General features: G+C 66.1%; 17 protein-coding genes. 12 read left to right on the top strand and 5 right to left on the bottom strand.

Annotation, left to right across the window (positions count from 1 at the left end; translation table 11 throughout):
* Positions 1-385: 385 nt before the first annotated feature.
* From hemJ to ACXN5S_RS01580, 7 genes are all read left to right on the top strand, one after another.
* A complete protein-coding gene (gene hemJ, locus ACXN5S_RS01610; RefSeq protein WP_458603634.1) occupies positions 386-841 on the top strand; it encodes a protoporphyrinogen oxidase HemJ in 456 nt (151 codons plus the stop codon).
* Positions 842-1028: 187 nt separating this feature from the next.
* Positions 1029-2303, top strand: coding sequence for a transcription termination factor Rho (rho, locus tag ACXN5S_RS01605; protein ID WP_458604068.1), 1275 nt, complete (start codon positions 1029-1031; stop codon positions 2301-2303).
* 28 nt (positions 2304-2331) lie between these two features.
* Positions 2332-3606 carry a tRNA uridine-5-carboxymethylaminomethyl(34) synthesis GTPase MnmE gene (gene mnmE / locus ACXN5S_RS01600; protein ID WP_458603633.1) on the top strand — a complete coding sequence of 425 codons (1275 nt, stop codon included), beginning with the start codon at positions 2332-2334 and terminating at the stop codon, positions 3604-3606.
* 2 nt (positions 3607-3608) lie between these two features.
* A complete protein-coding gene (gene mnmG / locus ACXN5S_RS01595; protein ID WP_458603632.1) occupies positions 3609-5483 on the top strand; it encodes a tRNA uridine-5-carboxymethylaminomethyl(34) synthesis enzyme MnmG in 1875 nt (624 codons plus the stop codon).
* The gene (rsmG, locus tag ACXN5S_RS01590) at positions 5480-6091 is read left to right on the top strand and encodes a 16S rRNA (guanine(527)-N(7))-methyltransferase RsmG (RefSeq protein WP_458603631.1); all 612 of its coding nucleotides are present in this window, start codon (positions 5480-5482) and stop codon (positions 6089-6091) included. The genes mnmG and rsmG overlap by 4 nt, the downstream gene beginning before the upstream one ends.
* On the top strand, positions 6045-6872 hold the full coding sequence (locus tag ACXN5S_RS01585) for a ParA family protein (protein WP_458603630.1): 828 nt from the start codon (positions 6045-6047) through the stop codon (positions 6870-6872). The genes rsmG and ACXN5S_RS01585 overlap by 47 nt, the downstream gene beginning before the upstream one ends.
* The gene (locus ACXN5S_RS01580; protein WP_458603629.1) at positions 6872-7789 is read left to right on the top strand and encodes a ParB/RepB/Spo0J family partition protein; all 918 of its coding nucleotides are present in this window, start codon (positions 6872-6874) and stop codon (positions 7787-7789) included. The genes ACXN5S_RS01585 and ACXN5S_RS01580 overlap by 1 nt, the downstream gene beginning before the upstream one ends.
* A gap of 2 nt (positions 7790-7791) precedes the next feature.
* On the opposite strand, the gene hemW is transcribed toward ACXN5S_RS01580, so the two are convergent.
* The 3 genes from hemW to rph are packed head-to-tail and all read right to left on the bottom strand — an operon-like array spanning position 7792 to position 10250.
* Positions 7792-8943 (bottom strand): radical SAM family heme chaperone HemW, encoded by a 1152-nt coding sequence (gene hemW, locus ACXN5S_RS01575; protein WP_458603628.1) that lies wholly within the window; start codon positions 8941-8943, stop codon positions 7792-7794.
* Positions 8933-9544 carry an RdgB/HAM1 family non-canonical purine NTP pyrophosphatase gene (rdgB, locus tag ACXN5S_RS01570; protein WP_458603627.1) on the bottom strand — a complete coding sequence of 204 codons (612 nt, stop codon included), beginning with the start codon at positions 9542-9544 and terminating at the stop codon, positions 8933-8935. Before rdgB ends, hemW begins: the two co-directional genes overlap by 11 nt.
* Positions 9531-10250: a ribonuclease PH gene (gene rph / locus ACXN5S_RS01565; protein ID WP_458603626.1), complete on the bottom strand. Its 720-nt coding sequence runs from the start codon at positions 10248-10250 to the stop codon at positions 9531-9533. Before rph ends, rdgB begins: the two co-directional genes overlap by 14 nt.
* Positions 10251-10393: 143 nt before the next feature.
* Here rph and hrcA point away from each other — a divergent pair, with 143 nt between their 5' ends.
* Complete coding sequence (hrcA, locus tag ACXN5S_RS01560; protein WP_458603625.1) at positions 10394-11461, top strand: heat-inducible transcriptional repressor HrcA; 1068 nt, start codon at positions 10394-10396, stop codon at positions 11459-11461.
* Positions 11462-11478: 17 nt separating this feature from the next.
* Entirely contained in the window at positions 11479-12078 is a 600-nt protein-coding gene (locus ACXN5S_RS01555) for a nucleotide exchange factor GrpE (RefSeq protein ID WP_458603624.1), read from the top strand.
* Between the two features lie 312 nt (positions 12079-12390).
* Here ACXN5S_RS01555 and mutS read toward each other — a convergent pair whose 3' ends face one another.
* Together mutS and ACXN5S_RS01545 are read right to left on the bottom strand one after the other, a co-directional pair.
* A complete protein-coding gene (gene mutS / locus ACXN5S_RS01550) occupies positions 12391-15009 on the bottom strand; it encodes a DNA mismatch repair protein MutS (RefSeq protein ID WP_458603623.1) in 2619 nt (872 codons plus the stop codon).
* 859 nt (positions 15010-15868) lie between these two features.
* Positions 15869-16150, bottom strand: coding sequence for a hypothetical protein (locus ACXN5S_RS01545; protein WP_458603622.1), 282 nt, complete (start codon positions 16148-16150; stop codon positions 15869-15871).
* A 152-nt stretch (positions 16151-16302) separates the two neighbouring features.
* On the opposite strand from ACXN5S_RS01545, the gene ACXN5S_RS01540 reads away from it, so the two are divergent.
* The 3 genes from ACXN5S_RS01540 (at position 16303) to ACXN5S_RS01530 (ending at position 20050) form a co-directional block, all read left to right on the top strand.
* A complete protein-coding gene (locus ACXN5S_RS01540; protein WP_458603621.1) occupies positions 16303-18558 on the top strand; it encodes an NADP-dependent malic enzyme in 2256 nt (751 codons plus the stop codon).
* A 9-nt stretch (positions 18559-18567) separates the two neighbouring features.
* Positions 18568-19422, top strand: a complete 855-nt coding sequence (locus tag ACXN5S_RS01535; protein ID WP_458603620.1) for a ribokinase — start codon at positions 18568-18570, stop codon at positions 19420-19422.
* A gap of 127 nt (positions 19423-19549) precedes the next feature.
* Positions 19550-20050 carry a c-type cytochrome gene (locus ACXN5S_RS01530; protein WP_458603619.1) on the top strand — a complete coding sequence of 167 codons (501 nt, stop codon included), beginning with the start codon at positions 19550-19552 and terminating at the stop codon, positions 20048-20050.
* The last annotated feature ends 36 nt before the right edge of the window (positions 20051-20086 follow it).

Raw genomic sequence — 20086 nt, 5'->3', positions numbered from 1 at the left:
AAGCGCGGGAGACCGGGTGCGTGGATCGTCTGAATGCCACGCCCCGGCCGATTTGCCCATGGCCTTGACGGCGCTTCGGCGGAGAGGGGCCCCGAGTCCCCCACGGTGGATAGGAACAAGTCGGGGAATGTGAGGGACTCGGGCGCGCTGTGGAGCAATCCGGAGAGTCAATTAAGAGACTGCTGCGTCATCTGCGAATCTTTATGAAAAATATCAGTGGCTTGTCAGGTTTCCGATTCGTTCATCTCGCCGCTCCGGACCATCCCCACCTGTGGGTAAAGCTGCGAAGAACTTCGGAGCAGTGGGTTACCCACAGCCCCTACAACCACCACTACTTTCCTTTCTTAAGAATCTTTGGTTGAGGAGAGGCGAAGGAGTGCCTGCCATGATCGGAGATTTTCTCACCTGGTTTTATCCGACGACGAAGTCGCTGCATGTGATCTCGGTCGTCGCCTGGATGGCGGGCATGTTCTACCTGCCGCGGCTGTTCGTGTACCACGCCGAGCGCGCCAAGAGCGGCTCGGAGCTGGAGAGCACGTTTCGCGTGATGGAGCGGCGGCTGCTCAAGGCCATCATGAACCCGGCGATGATCGCGACCTGGCTCTTCGGGCTGATGCTGGTGTTCACCCCGGGCGTGATCGATTGGCATGAGATCTGGCCCTGGGTGAAGGCGGCAGCCGTGCTGGGGATGACGGGGCTGCATGGCTGGCTCTCCGCCCGGCTGCGGGAATTCGAAGCCGGCACGAACACGCGGACAGGGCGCGTTTACCGAATGGTGAACGAGGTGCCGACGGTGCTGCTGATCGTCATCGTGGTGATGGTGATCGCCCGGCCGTTCTGAAGGCTTGCTGAGACCGGCAGGAGAGGGGCGCTGAGAGCCGGGCTGCGCCCGCGCGGCCTCCGCTGGCCCGCCGGATTGACTTGGCGCTCTGGCGGCCTTATCTGAGCTCTTGCGCCCCGTCCGGGGACCGCACCATCCGATCTTTCAGACCAGCGGCGGGAGCACCCGCCCCATCATGAGTATCCCCATGCCCGAAGAGCGCCTGAATCTTGCCGACCTGAAGGCCCAGAGCCCCAAGGATCTTCTCGCGCTGGCGGAAGAGCTGGAAATCGAGAACGCCTCGACCATGCGCAAGGGCGACATGATGTTCGCCATCCTGAAGGAGCGGGCCGAAGACGATTGGGTGATCGGCGGTGACGGTGTGCTGGAAGTGCTGCAGGACGGCTTCGGCTTTCTGCGCAGCCCCGAGGCGAACTATTTGCCGGGCCCGGATGACATTTACGTCAGCCCCGACATGATCCGCCAATATTCGCTGCGCACGGGTGACACCGTTGAGGGCGTTATCGCCGAGCCGGGCGAGAACGAGCGCTACTTCGCGCTGACCAGCGTGGAGAGCATCAATTTCGAGGACCCGGAACGCGCCCGCCACAAGGTGGCCTTCGACAACCTCACGCCGCTTTACCCCGATGAGCGGCTGAACATGGAAATCGAGAATGACGCGGCCAGCAAGGATCGCTCGGCGCGGATCATCGACCTTGTGGCGCCGATCGGCAAAGGCCAGCGTGGCCTGATCGTGGCCCCGCCGCGGACGGGCAAGACGGTGCTTTTGCAGAATATTGCGCGGTCCATCGAGGTGAACCACCCCGAGGCCTACCTGATCGTGCTGCTCATCGACGAGCGGCCCGAGGAGGTGACGGACATGCAGCGTTCGGTGAAGGGGGAGGTCGTCTCGTCGACCTTCGACGAGCCGGCGCAGCGGCACGTGGCCGTCTCCGAGATGGTCATCGAGAAGGCCAAGCGGTTGGTGGAGCACAAGCGCGACGTCGTGATCCTGCTCGACTCGATCACGCGCCTCGGCCGGGCCTTCAACACGACGGTGCCGTCGTCGGGCAAGGTGCTAACCGGTGGTGTGGACGCCAACGCGCTGCAGCGGCCTAAGCGCTTCTTTGGTGCGGCGCGGAACATCGAGGAGGGCGGCTCGCTGACGATCATCGCGACGGCGCTGATCGATACAGGCAGCCGGATGGACGAGGTGATCTTCGAGGAGTTCAAGGGCACCGGTAACAGCGAGATCGTGCTCGACCGGAAGGTGGCCGATAAGCGGGTGTTCCCGGCGATGGACATCCTGAAGTCCGGTACGCGGAAGGAGGATCTGCTGGTCGACAAGGCCGATCTGCAGAAAACCTATGTGCTGCGGCGGATCCTGAACCCGATGGGTACGACGGATGCCATCGAGTTCCTGATTTCGAAGCTGAAGCAGACCAAGACGAATTCTGACTTCTTCGACTCGATGAACACCTAAAACATTTATATTTCAGTGAGATAGGCGAATGGATACCATCTTCGCCCCTGCCACCGCCGCCGGAAAAGCCGGGCTGGCGGTGGTTCGCGTTTCTGGGCCGGAGGCTCGGGCTGCGGTGGAGGCCCTGGCTGGGCCGCTTCCCGTGCAGGGGCGGCGGTTGGCGAGGTTGAACGGCCCTGATGGGCTGATCGACGAAGCGCTGCTGCTGACCTTCGAGCCTGGGCGGAGCTACACGGGCGAGGCGGTGGTGGAGCTGCACTGCCATGGGAGCCGGGCAGTTGTTGCTGCCTTGCTGGCCGCCCTTAGCGAGGCGGAGGGGCTGCGGCCCGCCGAGGCCGGGGAGTTCACCCGGCGGGCGCTGGAGAACGGGCGGCTCGACCTGGCGCAGGTGGAGGGGCTGGCCGATCTGGTGGAGGCCGAGACCGAGGCGCAGCGGCGCCAGGCGGTGCGGGTGCTGGCCGGGGCGCTCGGGGGCAAGGCGGCTGGCTGGCGGGAGGCGCTGGTGCGGGCGGCGGCGCTGATCGAGGCGACCATCGACTTCGCCGACGAGGAGGTGCCGGTCGATGTGGCGCCAGAGGTTCTCGCGTTGATCGGCCAGGTTCTGCCGGAGCTGCGCGCAGAAGTCTCTGGATACGGGGCGGCGGAGCGGCTGCGCGAGGGGTTCGAAGTGGCCATCGTCGGACGGCCGAATGCCGGAAAGTCGACGCTTCTCAACGCAATGGCGCGGCGCGAGGCGGCGATTACCAGCCGTGTGGCCGGGACCACTCGCGACGTGATCGAGGTGCGGATGGACGTGGGCGGGCTGCCCGTGACCCTTCTGGATACCGCCGGTTTGCGGGAAGCGGAGGACGAGGTCGAGAGGATCGGTGTCTCTCGTGCACTTGAGCGGGCAGCTGCTGCGGACCTGCGGGTATTCCTGCTGGACGAGGCTGGCGACGTGCCGCTGCTTACGCCGGAGGCGGACGATCTGATCGTGAGCGGCAAGGCCGACCTTGGCGGCGAAGGGGTCTCTGGCAAGACGGGGCAGGGGGTGAGCGCGCTGCTTGAGGAAATTGGGGCACGGCTTCAGCGGCGCGTGGCCGGAGCGGCGACCATCCACCGGCAGCGGCAGCTTCGTGCCGTTCAGGCCGCCGCGGGGGCTTTGGAATCGGCTGAAGGTGAGGTAAGAGCGGGCTCCGATCGGGCCGAATTGGCCGCCGAACGGCTGAGAGAGGCCATGCGAGCCCTCGACATGCTGATCGGCCGGGTCGGGGTGGAAAATCTGCTGGACGAGATCTTCTCGAGCTTCTGCATCGGCAAATAGGAGTGTTTCACGTGAAACAGCGCTTCGATGTCATCGTGATCGGCGGCGGCCATGCTGGGGCAGAAGCCGCCCATGCGGCGGCCCGCATGGGCGCTGACGTCGCGCTTGTGACGCTGAAGACGAGCTCGATAGGTGCCATGTCGTGTAACCCGGCTATCGGTGGTCTCGGCAAAGGCCACCTCGTACGCGAGATCGACGCTATGGACGGCGTGATGGGCCGGGTGGCCGATTACGCCGGCATCCAATTCCGCCTGCTCAACCGTCGGAAGGGCCCGGCGGTGCAGGGGCCGCGCGCGCAGTCTGACCGGGCCCGCTATGCCGAGCGGATGCAGCGCGAGCTGACCGAGATGCCCGGCCTGACGATCCTTGAAGGGGAGGTGACCGATCTCATCGTCACCCAAGGCGAGGTGACAGGTGTGATCCTGGGTGACGGCTCTGAAATCGGCTGCTCCGCCGCGGTGCTGACGACGGGGACCTTCCTGCGTGGTGTAATCCATATTGGCGATGTCTCTCGGCCCGGCGGACGTGCAGGCGAGGCGCCCTCCACGAGGCTGGGAGAGAGGCTTGATGCGCTCGGCCTTCCCATGGGGCGGCTCAAGACGGGCACACCTCCGCGCCTGGACGGTCGCACGATCAACTGGGATGGGCTTGAGATGCAGCCGGGTGACGACGACCCGACGATGTTTTCCTTCCTCTCCGACGCACCAGTTGCGCGGCAGGTCGCCTGCGGCATCACGCAAACCAACGAACGAACTCACGAGATCATCCGTGAAAATCTGAGCCGGTCGGCCATGTACGGCGGTCATATCGGCGGCATCGGGCCGCGCTATTGCCCCTCGATTGAGGACAAGGTCGTGCGCTTCGCCGAAAAGACGTCGCATCAGATTTTCCTTGAACCAGAAGGGCTTGAGACCCATCAAGTCTATCCCAACGGCATCTCCACTTCGCTTCCCGCCGATGTGCAGGAGGACTATGTGCACTCAATCGCCGGTCTGGAGCAGGCCGTCGTCCTGAAGCCGGGATATGCCATCGAGTACGACTACGTCGACCCCCGGGCGCTCGATGCCGGGCTCGGGCTGAAGGCTCTGCCGGGGCTCTACCTCGCGGGCCAGATCAACGGCACGACAGGGTACGAGGAAGCGGCAGCACAGGGCCTCGTGGCCGGGCTGAACGCTGCGCGTCGGGCTCACCACGGCGAGCAGCTGCTGTTCACCCGCTCGACCTCCTACATCGGTGTGATGATCGACGATCTCATCACGCATGGCGTCACCGAGCCCTACCGGATGTTCACCTCTCGCGCCGAGTTCCGACTTTCGCTTAGGGCGGACAATGCCGATCAGCGGCTCACGCCCGTCGGCCGCGATGCTGGTTGCGTCGGCGATGCGCGCTGGGAGAGCTTCGAGACGAAGGCCGCGGCACTCACTGAAGGACGCACTCGGCTCGAGAGCGTCTCGCTCACGGCCCGTGCCATTGCCGGCACCGGCGCCAACCTGAACCCCGAGAAGGAGAGCCGCAACGCGATGGAGATGCTCTCTCTCGCCGACGCCGACTTTCCGCAACTCCTTACGCTTGCTCCGGAATTGGGCGACATTCCACCGCCCATCCAGAAGCAGCTCAAGCGCGACGCCCTCTATATGCACTACCTCGAACGTCAGTCCCGTGACATCGCCGCGATGCGTCGCGACGAAGCTCTCGAAATCCCGGCGACGTTCGATTATGCGCCGATCGAAGGTCTCTCCAACGAGCTCAAACAGAAGCTGCAGCGCGCTCGCCCGGCCTCCATCGCTCAGGCCTCGCGGATGGAGGGGATGACGCCCGCTGCGCTCATGCTTCTGACCGCCCGCCTCAAGCGGCTGGAGAAGGCGCAGATCGCGTGACGGCTCAGGGCAACCTCGATGTTTCACGTGAAACACAGGAGCGGCTGGAGGCCTTCAGCGCGCTCCTGCTGAAATGGACATCCCGCATCAACCTGATTGCCCCTGGCACCCAGTCAGAAGTCTGGAAGCGCCATATCCTTGATTCTGCGCAGCTATTCGATCTCGCACCGCCGGACTTCACCCACTGGGCCGACTTCGGCTCTGGTGGGGGATTGCCTGGCATGGTGATCGCCATCCTCGCCGCCGAGCGCGCTCCCAGCGCCCAAATGACCCTCGTAGAGTCCGACCAGCGGAAGGCGACCTTCCTCCGCCAGGCGGCCCGCGAGCTCTCCCTCACCCCGAAGATCCACGCCACCCGCATCGAGACAACGCCCCCGCTGAGCGCCGACGTCGTCTCCGCCCGCGCTCTCAAGCCTTTGCCCGAGCTGCTAAACCTCCTCACTCCGCACCTGGCTGAAGGTGGCCGCGCCATTCTGCCAAAAGGCCGCCGCGCCAAGGAGGAAATCGAGGCCGCGATGCGCGGGTGGGTCTTTGATCTCACCCGGGTGCCCAGTAAGACTGATGCGGACGCGACCCTCCTCATCCTCGAAAGGATCCGACGTGCCTGAAGCCGGCGCCCGCATCATTGCCATCGCAAACCAGAAGGGCGGCGTCGGCAAGACGACCACGGCGATCAACCTGGGAGCCGGGCTGGCAGAACAGGGGCGGCGCGTGCTTCTTGTCGATCTCGATCCGCAGGGCAACGCCTCCACCGGCCTCGGTATCGAGCGCGACGACCGAGAGGTGAATACCTACGACCTCCTCATCGGAGAGGCCGATCTGGCGGCGGCAGCGCGGCCCACGACCTTCCCTAATCTATCGGTCATCCCGGCGACGACGGATCTCTCGTCGGCCGATATCGACCTGATAAACAACGACAATCGTATGCGCCTGCTGCGCCAGGCCCTGCGCCCCGAAGACACCGATTTCGACATGATCCTCATCGATTGTCCGCCCGCCCTTAGCCTGCTCACCCTCAACGCCTTGGTCGCGGCAGACGCGCTTCTCGTCCCTCTCCAAGCCGAATTCTACGCGCTTGAGGGCCTCTCCCAACTCATGCTGACGGTGCGAGAGCTTCGCGCGGGCCCCAACCCGGATCTGCGCATCGAGGGCGTCGTGCTCACCATGGTCGACCGCCGCAACAACCTCGCCAGCCAGGTCGAGGAAGATGCGCGCGAGAACCTCGGCGAGCTGGTGTTCGAGACGGTGATCCCCCGCAATGTCCGGCTCAGCGAGGCGCCGTCTTTCGCGCGCCCGGTGCTGGAGTACGACAGCAATTCCACCGGCGCATTCGCCTATCGCGCCTTGGCCGCAGAACTGATCGCCCGCGAGACGGGCAAGGAGGGCTGATGTCCGACAACGAGACCCCCGCCGAGAAGCCTCTCGCCAAGCCGAAAACCCGCGGCCTCGGGCGCGGCCTCTCTGCCCTGATGGCCGATGTCTCGCCCGCCACAAGCGAAGAGGCGAAGACCCCTCGCAAGCCCGACACGCATGTGCCGATCGAGCGTGTGCGCGCCAATCCTGATCAGCCGCGCCGCCACTTCGACGAGGCCGAATTGCGCGAGCTCGCCGATTCCGTCGCCCGCCGCGGCATCATCCAGCCGCTCATCGTGCGGCCGGATCCCGGCCACCCCGGCGACTATCAGATCGTCGCGGGGGAGCGCCGCTGGCGCGCGGCGCAACTCGCCCGTCTGCACGAGCTGCCCGTGCTGGTGCGGGAGTATTCCGAATCCGACGTGCTCGAGATCGCTATCATCGAGAACATCCAGCGCGCCGACCTCAACCCCATCGACGAGGCCGCCGGCTACCGTGCCCTGATGGATCGCTTCGGCCATACGCAAGAGCAGATGGCCACGGCGCTCGGCAAGTCGCGCCCCTATATCGCCAACCTCCTGCGCCTTCTGACGCTGCCCGAGGATGTGCAGGCCCATCTGACCGAGGGCACGCTCTCCGCCGGTCACGCCCGCTGCCTCGTCGGCCATGCCGACGCCTCGGCGCTTGCCCGCCGCATCCTGCAGGGCGGCCTGTCTGTCCGCGCGACCGAGCGGCTGGTCAAGCAGGGCCTGACCCCGCCGAAGCCACGCCAGGCCCGCGAGGCGGGTGAGAAGGATGCCGACACCAAGGCAATCGAGGCCGAGCTTGCCGCGCAGCTGAAGATGGGCGTCTCGATCACCCACAAGCCGGGCACCGAAGGTGGCACCTTGGCGCTGCACTACCGCGATCTGGATCAGCTCGACGACCTGCTCCGCGCCCTCGGCGGCGGCTGATCTCAGCCCAGAAGCTGGCGAAGAACGGCGTTCAGTACCGGGCGGCCGGCGGAGGTGGCGCGCAGTCGCCCGCCGGGCATCTCCACCATGCCGATTTCTTCCAAATATCTGATATTTCTGGATAAATCAGCGCCACCGAGCCGCTCGGCCCGCGCCCAATCCACGCCTTCGCTCAGCCGCAGACCCATGAGCAACAGCTCCTCTAGCCGCTCCTGCTGCCCCAACGCCTCGCGCTGAGCCTCGCCGCGACCGGCTTCCGCAGCGGCCAGCCAGGCACCCGGCTGCAGCGCCGTCTCCGTCGCCCAGCGGGCCCCATCCAGCGTCAGCCGCCCATGCGCACCGGGGCCCACACCCACCCAGTCACCGCTCCGCCAATAGATCAGGTTGTGACGGCTCTCGGCGCCCTCGGCGGCGTGGTTCGAGGTCTCATAGGCCCTCATGCCCGCGGCTTCGGTCAGCGCCTGCGTCACATCCCACATTTCGTCTGAGGCATCCTCACCCGGCAGCCCCGCTAACTTCCCGGCCCGCGCGCGCGCCCCGAAGGCCGTGCCGTCCTCGATCGTCAGTTGGTAGAGCGACAGGTGATCCACCGCGAGGCTCAGCGCCCGCCCGAGCTCAGCCTCCCACTCGGCGACGGTCTGCTTCTGGCGCGCATAGATCAGGTCGAACGAGACGCGCCCGAACAGCTCCCGCGCCATCCCGAAAGCGGCCATCGCCTCATCCGCCGAATGCAGCCGCCCCAACGCCCGCAAATCAGTATCGTTCAGCGCCTGCACGCCCATCGAGAGGCGATTCACCCCCGCCGCGCGATAGCCCTCAAACCGCGCCGCCTCTGCGCTCGTCGGGTTCGCCTCCAGCGAAATCTCGATGTCGTTGGCGAAGTCCCACTGGCCGCGCGCCGCTTCGATCACCCGGGCGACGACCTCGGGCTGCATCAGGCTCGGCGTGCCGCCCCCGAAGAAGATCGAGCCCAGCACCCGCCGGCCCGTCTCCGCTCCGTAGCGGGCGATCTCGGCTTCGAAGGCGTCGGCCCAGCGGGTCTGGTCGACGGCGGAGACCACATGGGAGTTGAAGTCGCAATATGGGCATTTGGCCTGGCAGAAAGGCCAGTGCACGTAGAGGCCGAAGCCTCCTTCGCGCCAATCATCCGCCAAAGCAGCCCTCAACCAGCGCCGCAAAGGCTCGCGCCCGGTGCGAAATGCGGTTCTTCTCCGCGGGATCCATCTCGCCAAAGGTCATCTCATGGCCCTCGGGCTGGAAGATCGGGTCATAGCCGTGTCCGGTCGCGCCCCGCATGGGCCAGACGATCCGCCCCGGCATGCGGCCCTCGAAGACCTCCTCGTGCCCATCGGGCCAGGCCAGAACCAGCGTGCAGCAGAAGGTCGCGCGCCGGGGCTCCGGCGCGTCGATCCGCTCCAGCTCCTCCCAGGTCCGTGTCATCGCCATCACGAAATCGCGGCCAGAGGGTGTCTCGGCCCAGTCGGCGGTATGCACGCCGGGGGCGCCGCCAAGCGCCTCCACCTCGATGCCGGAATCATCGGCAAGGGCAGGGAGGCCCGTCGCGGAGACGGCGGCGCGCGCCTTGATGCGCGCGTTGCCCACGAAGGTCTCTTCCGTCTCCTCCGGCTCCGGCAGCCCATGGTCGGCATTGCTGCTCACGCGCACCCCGTAAGGCGCCAAGAGCTCGCGCATCTCCGCCAGCTTGCCGCCGTTATGGGTGGCGATCAAAAGCGCGTCGCCCTCAAACCTGCGCATCGGTCGCCGCTTGAAGCTGCGCCTCTGCCAGCGCCCCGCAGCCGGCTTCGGCGAGGTCGAGCAGCTTGCCCATCTCGTCGCGGCTGAAGGTGGCGCCCTCGGCGCTCATCTGCACTTCGACCAGACGGTCGCCGCAGAGGATGAAATTCCCATCGACACCCGCCTCGCTGTCCTCGGGGTAGTCGAGGTCCAGCACCGGCTGGCCGGCGTAGATCCCGCAGCTCACGGCGCTTACCGGCTTATGCAACGGGTCGGTCGTTACGATCCCAGCCTTCATCAGCCGGTTCACGGCCAGCCGCAGCGCAACCCAGCCGCCGGTGATCGAGGCGCAGCGCGTGCCGCCATCCGCCTGGATCACATCGCAATCCACCACGATCTGCCGCTCGCCAAGTGCCACCCGGTCAACCCCGGCCCGCAGGCTCCGCCCGATCAGGCGCTGGATTTCCTGCGTGCGGCCGCCCTGGCTGGTCTTCGCCTCGCGCCGCATCCGCGTGTTGGTCGCGCGCGGCAGCATGCCGTATTCCGCCGTCACCCAGCCCAGGCCAGAGCCCTTGAGGAACGAGGGCGCCCGGTCTTCCACCGTTGCCGTGCAGATCACCTGCGTGCGGCCCACGCGGATCAGGCAAGAGCCCTCGGCATGGGCGTTCACGCCGGTCTCGATCGACACCTGCCGCATTTCGTCATTCGCTCGGCCAGACGGGCGCATCGCATTCTCCTTGACTTGTTGGCCGCGCAATACGCCGCGGCACGCTGAATTCCAACCCTCCGCGCCGGGCGCGGCCCCCGCCCGCATTGACGCTCCCAGTGGGGCAGGTTTAATGTCTCCGACCCGCAAGGGGGCAAAGCGCCATGCAGGACACGAGCCCGAACATCCAGGAACTCTCCGACCGCTCGCGCGAGGTCTTTCGCCGCGTGGTGGAGACCTATCTCGAAACCGGCGCGCCCGTCGGCTCCCGCTCGCTGACCCGTCAGCTGAGCGAACAGGTGTCCGCGGCCACCATCCGCAACACGATGCAGGATCTGGAATACCTCGGACTCCTCGGCTCGCCCCATGTCTCGGCCGGGCGCATGCCCACCGAGGCGGGGCTGCGGCTCTTCGTCGACGGCCTGCTGGAGATGTCCGACCTGGGCGGCGAAGACCGCCAGCTGCTCGACGGCGCGGCGATTGGCCCCGAGCAGCAGGTGCCGGCGCTGCTCGACCGTGTCGGCTCCGCGCTCTCCGGCCTCACCCGCGGCGCGTCGCTGGTGCTGGCGCCCAAGCACGAGGCGCCGATCCGCCACGTTGAGTTCCTGTCACTCGCGCCTGACCGGGCACTCGTGGTGCTCGTCTTCGCCGATGGCCATGTCGAAAACCGTCTTTTCACCCCGCCGCCCGGCCAGACCCCGTCAAGCCTGCGTGAGGCGGCCAATTTCGTCTCTGCCATTGCGCAGGGTCGCGGCCTCAGCGAGCTGCGCGGCGCCATCGGTCAGGAGATCGCCACCCGCCGCGCCGAAATCGATTCGCTCGCCGCGAGTCTGGTGGAATCCGGTCTTGCCAGCTGGGCCGTGGCCGAGGGCGTGCCCGACCGGCTCATCGTCCGGGGCAGGGGGAACCTGCTCTCCGACGAGGCCGCCTCCGAGGCCGATCTCGAGCGCATTCGCCTGCTCTTTGACGATCTGGAGCGCAAGCAGGACATCGCCTCCTTCCTCGAGCTCGCCGAGGGCGGCGAAGGGGTGCGCATTTTCATCGGTTCGGAGAACAAGCTCTTTTCACTTTCGGGTAGCTCTCTGGTGGTTTCTCCCTATATGAACGCCGACCGTAAGATCATAGGTGCGGTTGGTATCATCGGGCCAACCCGGCTGAACTACGGCCGGATCGTACCCATTGTAGATTATACCGCACAGCTCGTCGGGCGCCTGCTCGCCGGGCGGGCCTGACAAGACAAGAGGACGTTATGTCGAGCAAGAACCCCGAGCCGCAGAGCCTCGACGATCTCGCCGCCGAGGCCGAAGAGATCGAGGCCGAGCAAGCCGCGATCGACGCTGCCCGCGAAGCGGGGGCCGAGGCCGAGGAGGAAGGCGGCAATGCCGAGCTTCAGGCGCTCGCCGCCGAGCGCGACGAGTACAAGGACCGCTTCGTGCGCGCCCTCGCCGATGCCGAGAACGCCCGCAAGCGCGCCGACCGCGCCCGCCGCGACGGCGAGGCCTACGGCGCCTCCCGCCTCGCCGGCGATCTGCTGCCCATCTACGACAATCTCTCCCGCGCGCTCGACGCGGTGGGCGATGAGCTGAAGAAGGACAACGCCCCGCTCGTCGAAGGCATCGAGCTGACGATGCGCGCGCTGCTCGATACCTTCGGCAAGCACGGCATCGAGCAGGTCACGCCCGAAGTGGGCGACCGCTTCGACCCCAAGGTGCACGAAGCGATGTTCGAGGCACCCGTGCCGAACACCCGCGCCGGCGATATCATTCAGGTCATGGGCGCCGGATTCACCCTTCAGGGCCGCCTCCTGCGCGCCGCCCAGGTGGGCGTGTCGTCAACGCCGGCGAACTGACCCGGGTGCCTGTCCCGGCGGCACCCCCGGGGCGCTGCCCCGGACCCCGGGATATTTGACAGTCGAAGGGGGCCCCGTTGGGCCTCTTCCACGTTCATCTATCATTAAGCCTGTTGGGTCATCCTGACAGGGCGGTACAGGCGGGGACGCCGATGACCGCAGTCGAAGAGGCCGGTCTGTCGCAATTACGGCAGGCCGGCTTTCTTCGACTGCGAAATATCCTCGGGGGTGAATTGGCCAAAGGCCAAGAGGGGGCAGACAGCCCCCTTCGGCATCTCCGTCCGTGATGGTGGTTGGCCAGCGAAGCCCGCCTTACAGCAAGCCTTTGAGCCGGTAGACCAGATCCAGCGCCTCGCGAGGGGTCAGCTCGTCGGGGAGCACGTCTCTCAGCGCGGCCTCCACGTCGCTTTCCCGCGCTGCGGGTTTTGGGGCCGGCGGCGGGGCCGCGGCGAACAGCGGGAGATCGTCGATCAGAGCCGCCGAGGCGCCGCCCTCCCGCTCGCCTTCCTCCAGCGCCTTCAAGACGTCGCGGGCGCGCGCCACCGCCGCTTCTGGCAGGCCCGCGAGCCGGGCGACCTGTACCCCGTAGGAGCTTTCCGCCGCGCCCTCCTGCACCTCGTGCAGGAAGATCACGTCGCCCTCCCATTCGCGCACCGCGACATGGGCGTTCTCCACCCCATCCAGCCGCCCGGCCAGCGCTGCCAGCTCGTGGTAATGGGTCGCGAAGATGCCCCGGCAGCGGTTCACGGCCTGCAGGTGCTCCAGCACCGCCCAGGCGATGGAGAGCCCGTCCCACGTTGCCGTGCCGCGCCCGATCTCGTCGAGGATCACCAGTGCCCGGTCGTCGGCCTGGTGGAGAATCGCCGCCGTCTCCACCATCTCGACCATAAAGGTCGAGCGGCCCCTCGCGAGATCATCCGACGCGCCCACGCGGGAGAAGATCTGCGACACCAGCCCGATACAGGCCGCCTCCGCCGGCACATAGGCGCCGATCTGGGCGAGGATGGCGATGAGCGCGTTCTGCCGCAGGAAGGTGGATTTCCCCGCCATGTTCGGCCCGGTCAGCAGCCAGATCGCCGCCTCGCTCAGCCCGCAATCATTGGCGACGAAGGGCTTGCCCTCGCGCCGCAGCGCCTCCGCCACCACGGGGTGGCGCCCGGCGGTGATCTCGAAGGCGCGGCTGTCTTCCAGCACCGGGCGGGCCCAATCCTCGGCCGCCGCCAGCTCGGCCAGCCCGGCGGCGAGGTCGATCTCCGCCAATGCGCGGGCGAGGGTGCCGAGCGGGCCGGCCTCGGCCAGAACCGCCTCGCTCAGACGGGTGAAGATGCGCTTTTCCAGCTCCAGCGCCCGGCCCCCGGCGTTGAGGATGCGCGTCTCCAGCTCGTTCAGCTCGACCGTCGTGAAGCGAACCTGGCTGGCGGTCGTCTGGCGGTGGATGAACACCTCCGGAAGCGCCCGCATCTTCGCTTCATGCGTCGCGGTCACCTCGATGAAATAGCCCAGCACGTTGTTGTGCTTGATCTTCAACGCGCTCACGCCGGAGCGCTCGGCATACTCCGCCTGCATTCCGGCGATCACGCCGCGCCCCTCGTCGCGAAGGGTGCGGGCCTCGTCGAGCTCCTCGTCGAAGCCTTGCGCGGTGAAGCCGCCATCGCGCGCCAGCAGCGGCGGCTCGGCGATCAGGGCGGCGTCGAGCAGCTCGCCCAGCTCCTCCATCCCCGTCAGCGCGCCCGCCGCCTGCGCGAGCTCCTCCGGCAGTTCCTCGCCGTCGAGCCGTTCGGCGAGCCGCCCCGCCTCCGCCACGGAATCGCGGATGGCCGCGAGGTCACGCGGGCCAGCCCGGCCCAGCGATAGCCGCGAGAGCGCCCGGTCGATGTCATGCACCGCCCGCAGCCGCTCGCGCAGGTCGCGGCGGAGCCCGCCGGCCTCCACCAGTGCCGCCACGCCGGCCTGCCGGGCATGGATGGTGGCGAGGTCGCAGGAGGGCGCCGAGAGCCGCCGCTCCAGCAGGCGCGCCCCGGCGGCGGTGACGCTGCGGTCGATGCAGGCGAGAAGAGAGCCGGCGCGGCCGCCGCCCGTCGCATGGGTCAGTTCCAGCGAGCGGCGGGTCGCGGCATCGATCTGCATCATCGCCCCGGCCCGCTCGCGCTGCGGCGGGCGGAGGAGCGGCATCTGGCCGCGCTGGGTGAGGTCGAGATACTCCGCCAACGCCGCCATCGCGGCGATCTCCGCGCGGGTGAAGGCGCCGAAGCCCTCCAGCGAGGTGACGTTGAAGAGCCCGCAGAGCCGCCGCTCGCCGGCGGTGCTGTCGAAGGTGCCCTTGTGCACCGGCGTCAGCGCCGCGCCGGCCTCCTCTACGAGGCCCGCGTAGGGCGCCTCGACCCCCTCGGCCATCAGCACCTCGCGGGGGCCGAGGCGGGCGAGCTCCGGCGCCAGCCGCGAGGGCGCGCAGGTTGTCACCCAGAAGCCGCCGGTCGACATGTCGACCCAGGCGAGGGCGCCGTCATCGCGGACCTCGGCGAAGGCGGCGAGGAAGTTGTGGCGCCGCGCATCCAGCAGCGCCTCTTCGGAGAGCGTGCCGGGGGTCACCAGCCGCACCACCTCGCGTTTCACGACCGCCTTGTAGCCGCGCTTCTTGGCCTCCGCCGGGTCCTCCATCTGCTCAGCGATGGCGACGCGGAAGCCCTTGCGGATGAGTTGCAGAAGGTAGCCCTCGGCGGCGTGGACGGGCACGCCGCACATGGCGATATCCTCGCCGAGGTGCTTGCCCCGCTTGGTGAGCGCGATGTCGAGCGCCTCGGCGGCGGCGATCGCGTCGTCGAAGAACATCTCGTAGAAGTCGCCCATCCGGTAGAAGAGGAGGGCGCCGGGCTGGCTCTCCTTGATCTCCAGATATTGCGCCATCATCGGCGTGGCGCCGTCTGCGCTCATGCCTGCCCCCTTTGCCCGTGCTCCCGGTCGAGGCGGCAGAGTAGGGCGCGGGGCAGGCGGGCGAAAGGGTAAACCGACCCTAGAGAGAGAAGTAGTTCAGAGAGAGCAATAACAAAGAAGCTAGAGTCATTGAGATAGAAACTGAGAACAATACGGACGCAGAGAAACCAATTCCTATCAAGACTCTTTGAAGGCTACGCCACCGCGACAACGGTGACTTGGATGCCGTGTATCGAACGAGAAACGGAATGAGTGGAGCTGCAACGAAAACGAATGGATAACTCCGTAGGGCCCCGACAAAATTATTGAAGGCGTTGGCTTGGCTTCCAGGATCTTCATCAGGGATCGCACCAACTGGCAATGATAATAAAGCTAAGACTGCACCGAAGAGGGGAAGGGCATAGTCAAAGAATGTCCTAGATGCAGACTTTGACTCGTAAACTTCGGCCTCTGAAAGCGCTGACGCAAGAGACTCCTTTACCGGCCCATTTAGGTACACAGGCACATCGTCGGAGCTCCTATTTAGATGCAGCATCGAGAAGGCTTCCGCGTACGCTAAGACACCGAGACAACGGGTTAGATTCCTCTTCTGGAACTATGAAAACTTTGCCAGAATTTAAAAAGTGTTTCTGTGTTTCGGATGAATATGCGGCAAAAATAAAGATATGCCTTAGCGGCGCATAAGGGTTCAGTGTAACTCTATCTGAGGTGCGCCTGACTTGGGCGGCCAAAGTATATTTGTGCTTATCGACGGTGCGATAAGTCTTGTAGAGTTTTTTTGGACTTCGGCCCGTGCCAATAATCGAGAAGGACAGATTTCCAGTTACGGTAGGTACCCAGCCGACATATGTATCGGTCATCAGCTTCCGAAAATACTCTTTAAATAGTCGTCTGAAAGGCGGGTATTCCGCACTACCACCCCGGAACTATCCTGCTCCATCCCTTCTACAACTCTAGGATCATTGCCGACTTCAAAGGATGGTTTGACCTTTCCTTGGCTGACGGAAGATAAGTCTCCTTGGAGTCGTTGAGCTTCCTCAAATCGATGCCTTCCGGCGCGGATAATTGTCCAAGAAAGAACGATGGAAAAGACTGTCACAATCGCCAACGCAACCACGAAGATCGAAAAAAGCAACTCCATCTCTTCCTCCGAATCGGTTCCGCTATCTAGTCTCTGACTATGAGTCAAGCCTGACTCTGTGGCAAGTCGAAAGCTTGAACAATTTTTTGACCGATGCTCGCGGTTCTAGATCGTTCTGGCTATGGAGTGGTTGGCAAACGGAGGAGCCCCACATGGCCAAGCCGCGTTTCACGCGCGAAGACGCGCTGACGTTCCACATGGAGCCGACGCCCGGCAAATGGGAGGTGACGGCCACCGTGCCGATGACCACCCAGCGGGACCTCAGCCTCGCCTATTCCCCCGGCGTCGCCATCCCCTGCGAGGCCATCGCCGAGAACCCGGAGACGGCCTACGACTACACCAACAAGGGCAATCTCGTCGCCGTCATCTCCAACGGCACGGCGGTGCTCGGCCTCGGCAACCTCGGCGCGCTGGCCTCCAAGCCGGTGATGGAAGGCAAGTCGGTGCTCTTCAAGCGCTTCGCCGACATCAACTCCATCGACCTGGAGCTCGACACCGAGGACGCGGACGCCTTCTGCGACGCCGTCCGCCTGATGGGTCCGTCCTTCGGGGGCATCAACCTCGAGGATATCAAGGCGCCCGAGTGCTTCATCATCGAGCAGCGCCTGAAGGAGGAGATGGACATCCCCGTCTTCCATGACGACCAGCATGGAACGGCGGTGATCTGCGCCGCGGGGCTCATCAACGCGCTGCACCTCTCGGGCAAGAAGATCGAGGACGTCCGCATCGTGCTCAACGGCGCCGGCGCGGCGGGGATCGCCTGCCTGGAGCTCATCAAGTCGATGGGCGCCACGCCCGACAATTGCATCATGTGCGACACCAAGGGCGTCATCTATCAGGGCCGCACCGAGGGCATGAACCAGTGGAAATCGGCGCATGCCGCGGTGACCGACAAGCGCAGCCTCGCCGAGGCGATGGAGGGGGCCGATGTCTTCCTCGGCGTTTCCGTCAAGGGCGCCGTTACGCGTGAGATGGTGGCCAGCATGGCGCCGGACCCGGTGATCTTCGCCATGGCCAACCCCGACCCCGAGATCACGCCGGAGGAGGCGCACGAAGTTCGCGAGGATGCCATCGTCGCCACCGGGCGCTCCGACTACCCCAACCAGGTCAACAACGTCCTCGGCTTCCCCTACCTCTTCCGCGGGGCGCTGGATATACACGCCCGCGCCATCAACGACGATATGAAGATTGCCTGTGCGCAGGCCCTCGCGGCGCTGGCGCGCGAGGATGTGCCCGACCAGGTGGCGCTGGCCTATGGCCGCAACCTGACCTTCGGGCGCGATTACATCATCCCGACGCCCTTCGACCCCCGGCTGATCCACAAGATCCCGCCCGCCGTCGCCCGCGCCGGCATGGCCACCGGCGTCGCGCGCCGCCCGATCATCGATATGGAGAGCTATGAGCAGGCGCTCATGGCGCGGATGGACCCGACGGCGAGCGTGCTTCGCGGCCTCTATGCCCGCGCCCGGGCGGCGCAGGCGAAGATCGTCTTCGCCGAGGGCGACGATCCGCGCGTGCTGCGCGCTGCCGTCAACTTCCAGCGCTCCGGCCTTGGCCGGGCCGTGGTGGTGGGGCGCGAATCCGATGTGGCCGAGAAGCTCGGCGCCGCCGGGATGGGCGATGCGGTGGGCGAGCTGCAGATCGTCAATGCGGCGATCACCGACCAGCTCGAGACCTACAAGGATTTCCTTTACAACCGCCTGCAGCGCAAGGGCCACGACGCGCAGGACATTCACCGCCTCGCCGCGCGCGACAGGCACGTCTTTGCCGCGCTGATGCTGGCGCATGGACATGCCGACGGCATGGTCACCGGCGCTACCCGCAAGAGCGCGCATGTGCTGGAGCTGATCAACCACGTCTTCAACGCCGGCCCGCATGATGGCGCCGTCGGTGTTTCCGCGCTCATGCACAAGGGCCGCATCGTGCTGATCGCCGATACGCTGGTGCATGAATGGCCCGAGGAAGGCGATCTCGCCGATATCGCCGAGCGCGGCGCGGCAGTGGCGAAGCATCTCGGCCTTGTGCCGCGCGTCGCCTTCGTCTCGTTCTCGACCTTCGGCTACCCCGTCTCGGAACGGTCGGAGAAGATGCATCGCGCCCCGCTGGAGCTGGAGCGGCGCGGGGTGGATTTCGAGTTCGAGGGCGAGATGGCAGTGGACGTGGCGCTGAACCCGCGCTCGGCCGAGAACTACCCGTTCTCGCGCCTCACCGGCCCGGCCAACGTGCTGGTGGTACCGGCGCGGCACTCCGCCTCGATCTCGGTCAAGCTGATGCAGGAGATGGCGGGGGCGACGGTGATCGGGCCGATCCTCACCGGCATCGACAAGCCGATCCAGATCTGCTCGACGCTGAGCAACGTGAACGACATCCTCAACATGGCCGTCATGGCGGCCGTGAAGGTCGGGTAGGGGCAGACCATGACGATCTATAATCTCGGCTCGATCAATATCGACCATGTGTACCGCGTGCCGCACATCCCGGCGCCGGGGGAAACTCTGGCCTCCACCGATGTCTCGCAGGGCCTCGGCGGCAAGGGCGCCAACCTTTCCGTTGCTGCGGCGAAAGCGGGGGCGGAGGTCGTGCATATCGGCGCCGTCGGCGAGGGCGGCGGGCTGGCGCTGGCCGAGCTAGAGCGTCACGGCGTGTCGCTCGCCCATGTGGCGCGGCGGGGCGGGCCGACGGGCCACGCGATCATCACGGTCGACGAGGGCGCCGAGAATGCCATCGTGCTGCTGCCCGGCGCCAACCTGTCGCTGACCGAGGGCGAGGTGGCTGCGGCGCTGGAGGGTGCCAAGCCCGGCGATCTGTTCGTGACGCAGAACGAGACCAACATGCAGATCGAGGCCGCCGCCCTGGCCCACAAGGCCGGCCTGCGCATCTGTTACTGCGCGGCCCCGTTCGACGCCGCCGCGACACAGGCGATTCTCCCGCAGACCGATCTGCTGATCCTCAATGCCGTCGAGGCCAGCCAGCTTGAGGACGCCACGGGCGATGCCCCCGCGGCGCTGGGCGTGGCGGATGTGATCGTCACGCGCGGCGGCGACGGGGTCACTTGGCACGGCGTGGACGGCGCGCGCGATTTTCCGGCCATCAAGGTCTCCCCCGTCGATACCACTGCGGCGGGCGACACTTTCGCCGGATATCTGCTCGCCGGTCTGGGTGAGGGGATGGCGATGGAGGCGGCCATCGGCCTTGCCCAGAAAGCCGCGGCGCTGAAGGTCACGCGGGCCGGGGCAGCCACCGGTATCCCCCTTCGTTCGGAAATCGAATAACCCTCATTGGGAGAAGCGAGAGCCGTCGCGGCAATTTGCCGCCCGATCAGGCTGGCGTCAGCCTCCCTACGCATTATGTTCAACGCCAAATGGCCATCTTTATGGCCAGGACAAGCAGGAGGAATTCATGAAGCCGATCATTCTCGCGGGCCTTGCCGCGCTCGTTACCGCCCCGGCCTTTGCCCAGGACGAGATGATGGGAGACGCCGAAAGCGGCGAATCCCTGTTCTCCCGTCAGTGCGTGGCGTGCCACGTCGTTGTCGATGACGAGGGCGAAACCATTGCCGGCCGCAGCGCCCGCACTGGTCCCAACCTCTACGCGCTCAACCAGCGCGCCGTCGGCAGCCAGGAAGACTTCCGCTATTCCGACTATCTGCCGGAAGTCGGCGCCGAAGAGGGCCATCCCTGGACCCAGGAGTGGTTCGTCGAATACGTGCAAGACCCCACCGGCTTCCTGCGCGCCCATCTTGACGACAGCTCGGCCCGCTCGAAGATGGCCTTCCAGGTTCGCCGCGAAGAAGACGCCTATGACATCTGGGCGTTCCTCTCGAGCCTGACGCCCACGGACGAGATGGAAGGCGAAGACGGCGCGACGGACGACGAGGCCGCGGAAGACTCGTCGAACTAAGTCCCTTGCCTCTGCCCCGGCGGCGCTGAAAAGTGG

This window comes from Pseudoroseicyclus sp. H15 (assembly GCF_054353345.1).
This window is presented reverse-complemented; position numbering and strand designations above follow the sequence as displayed.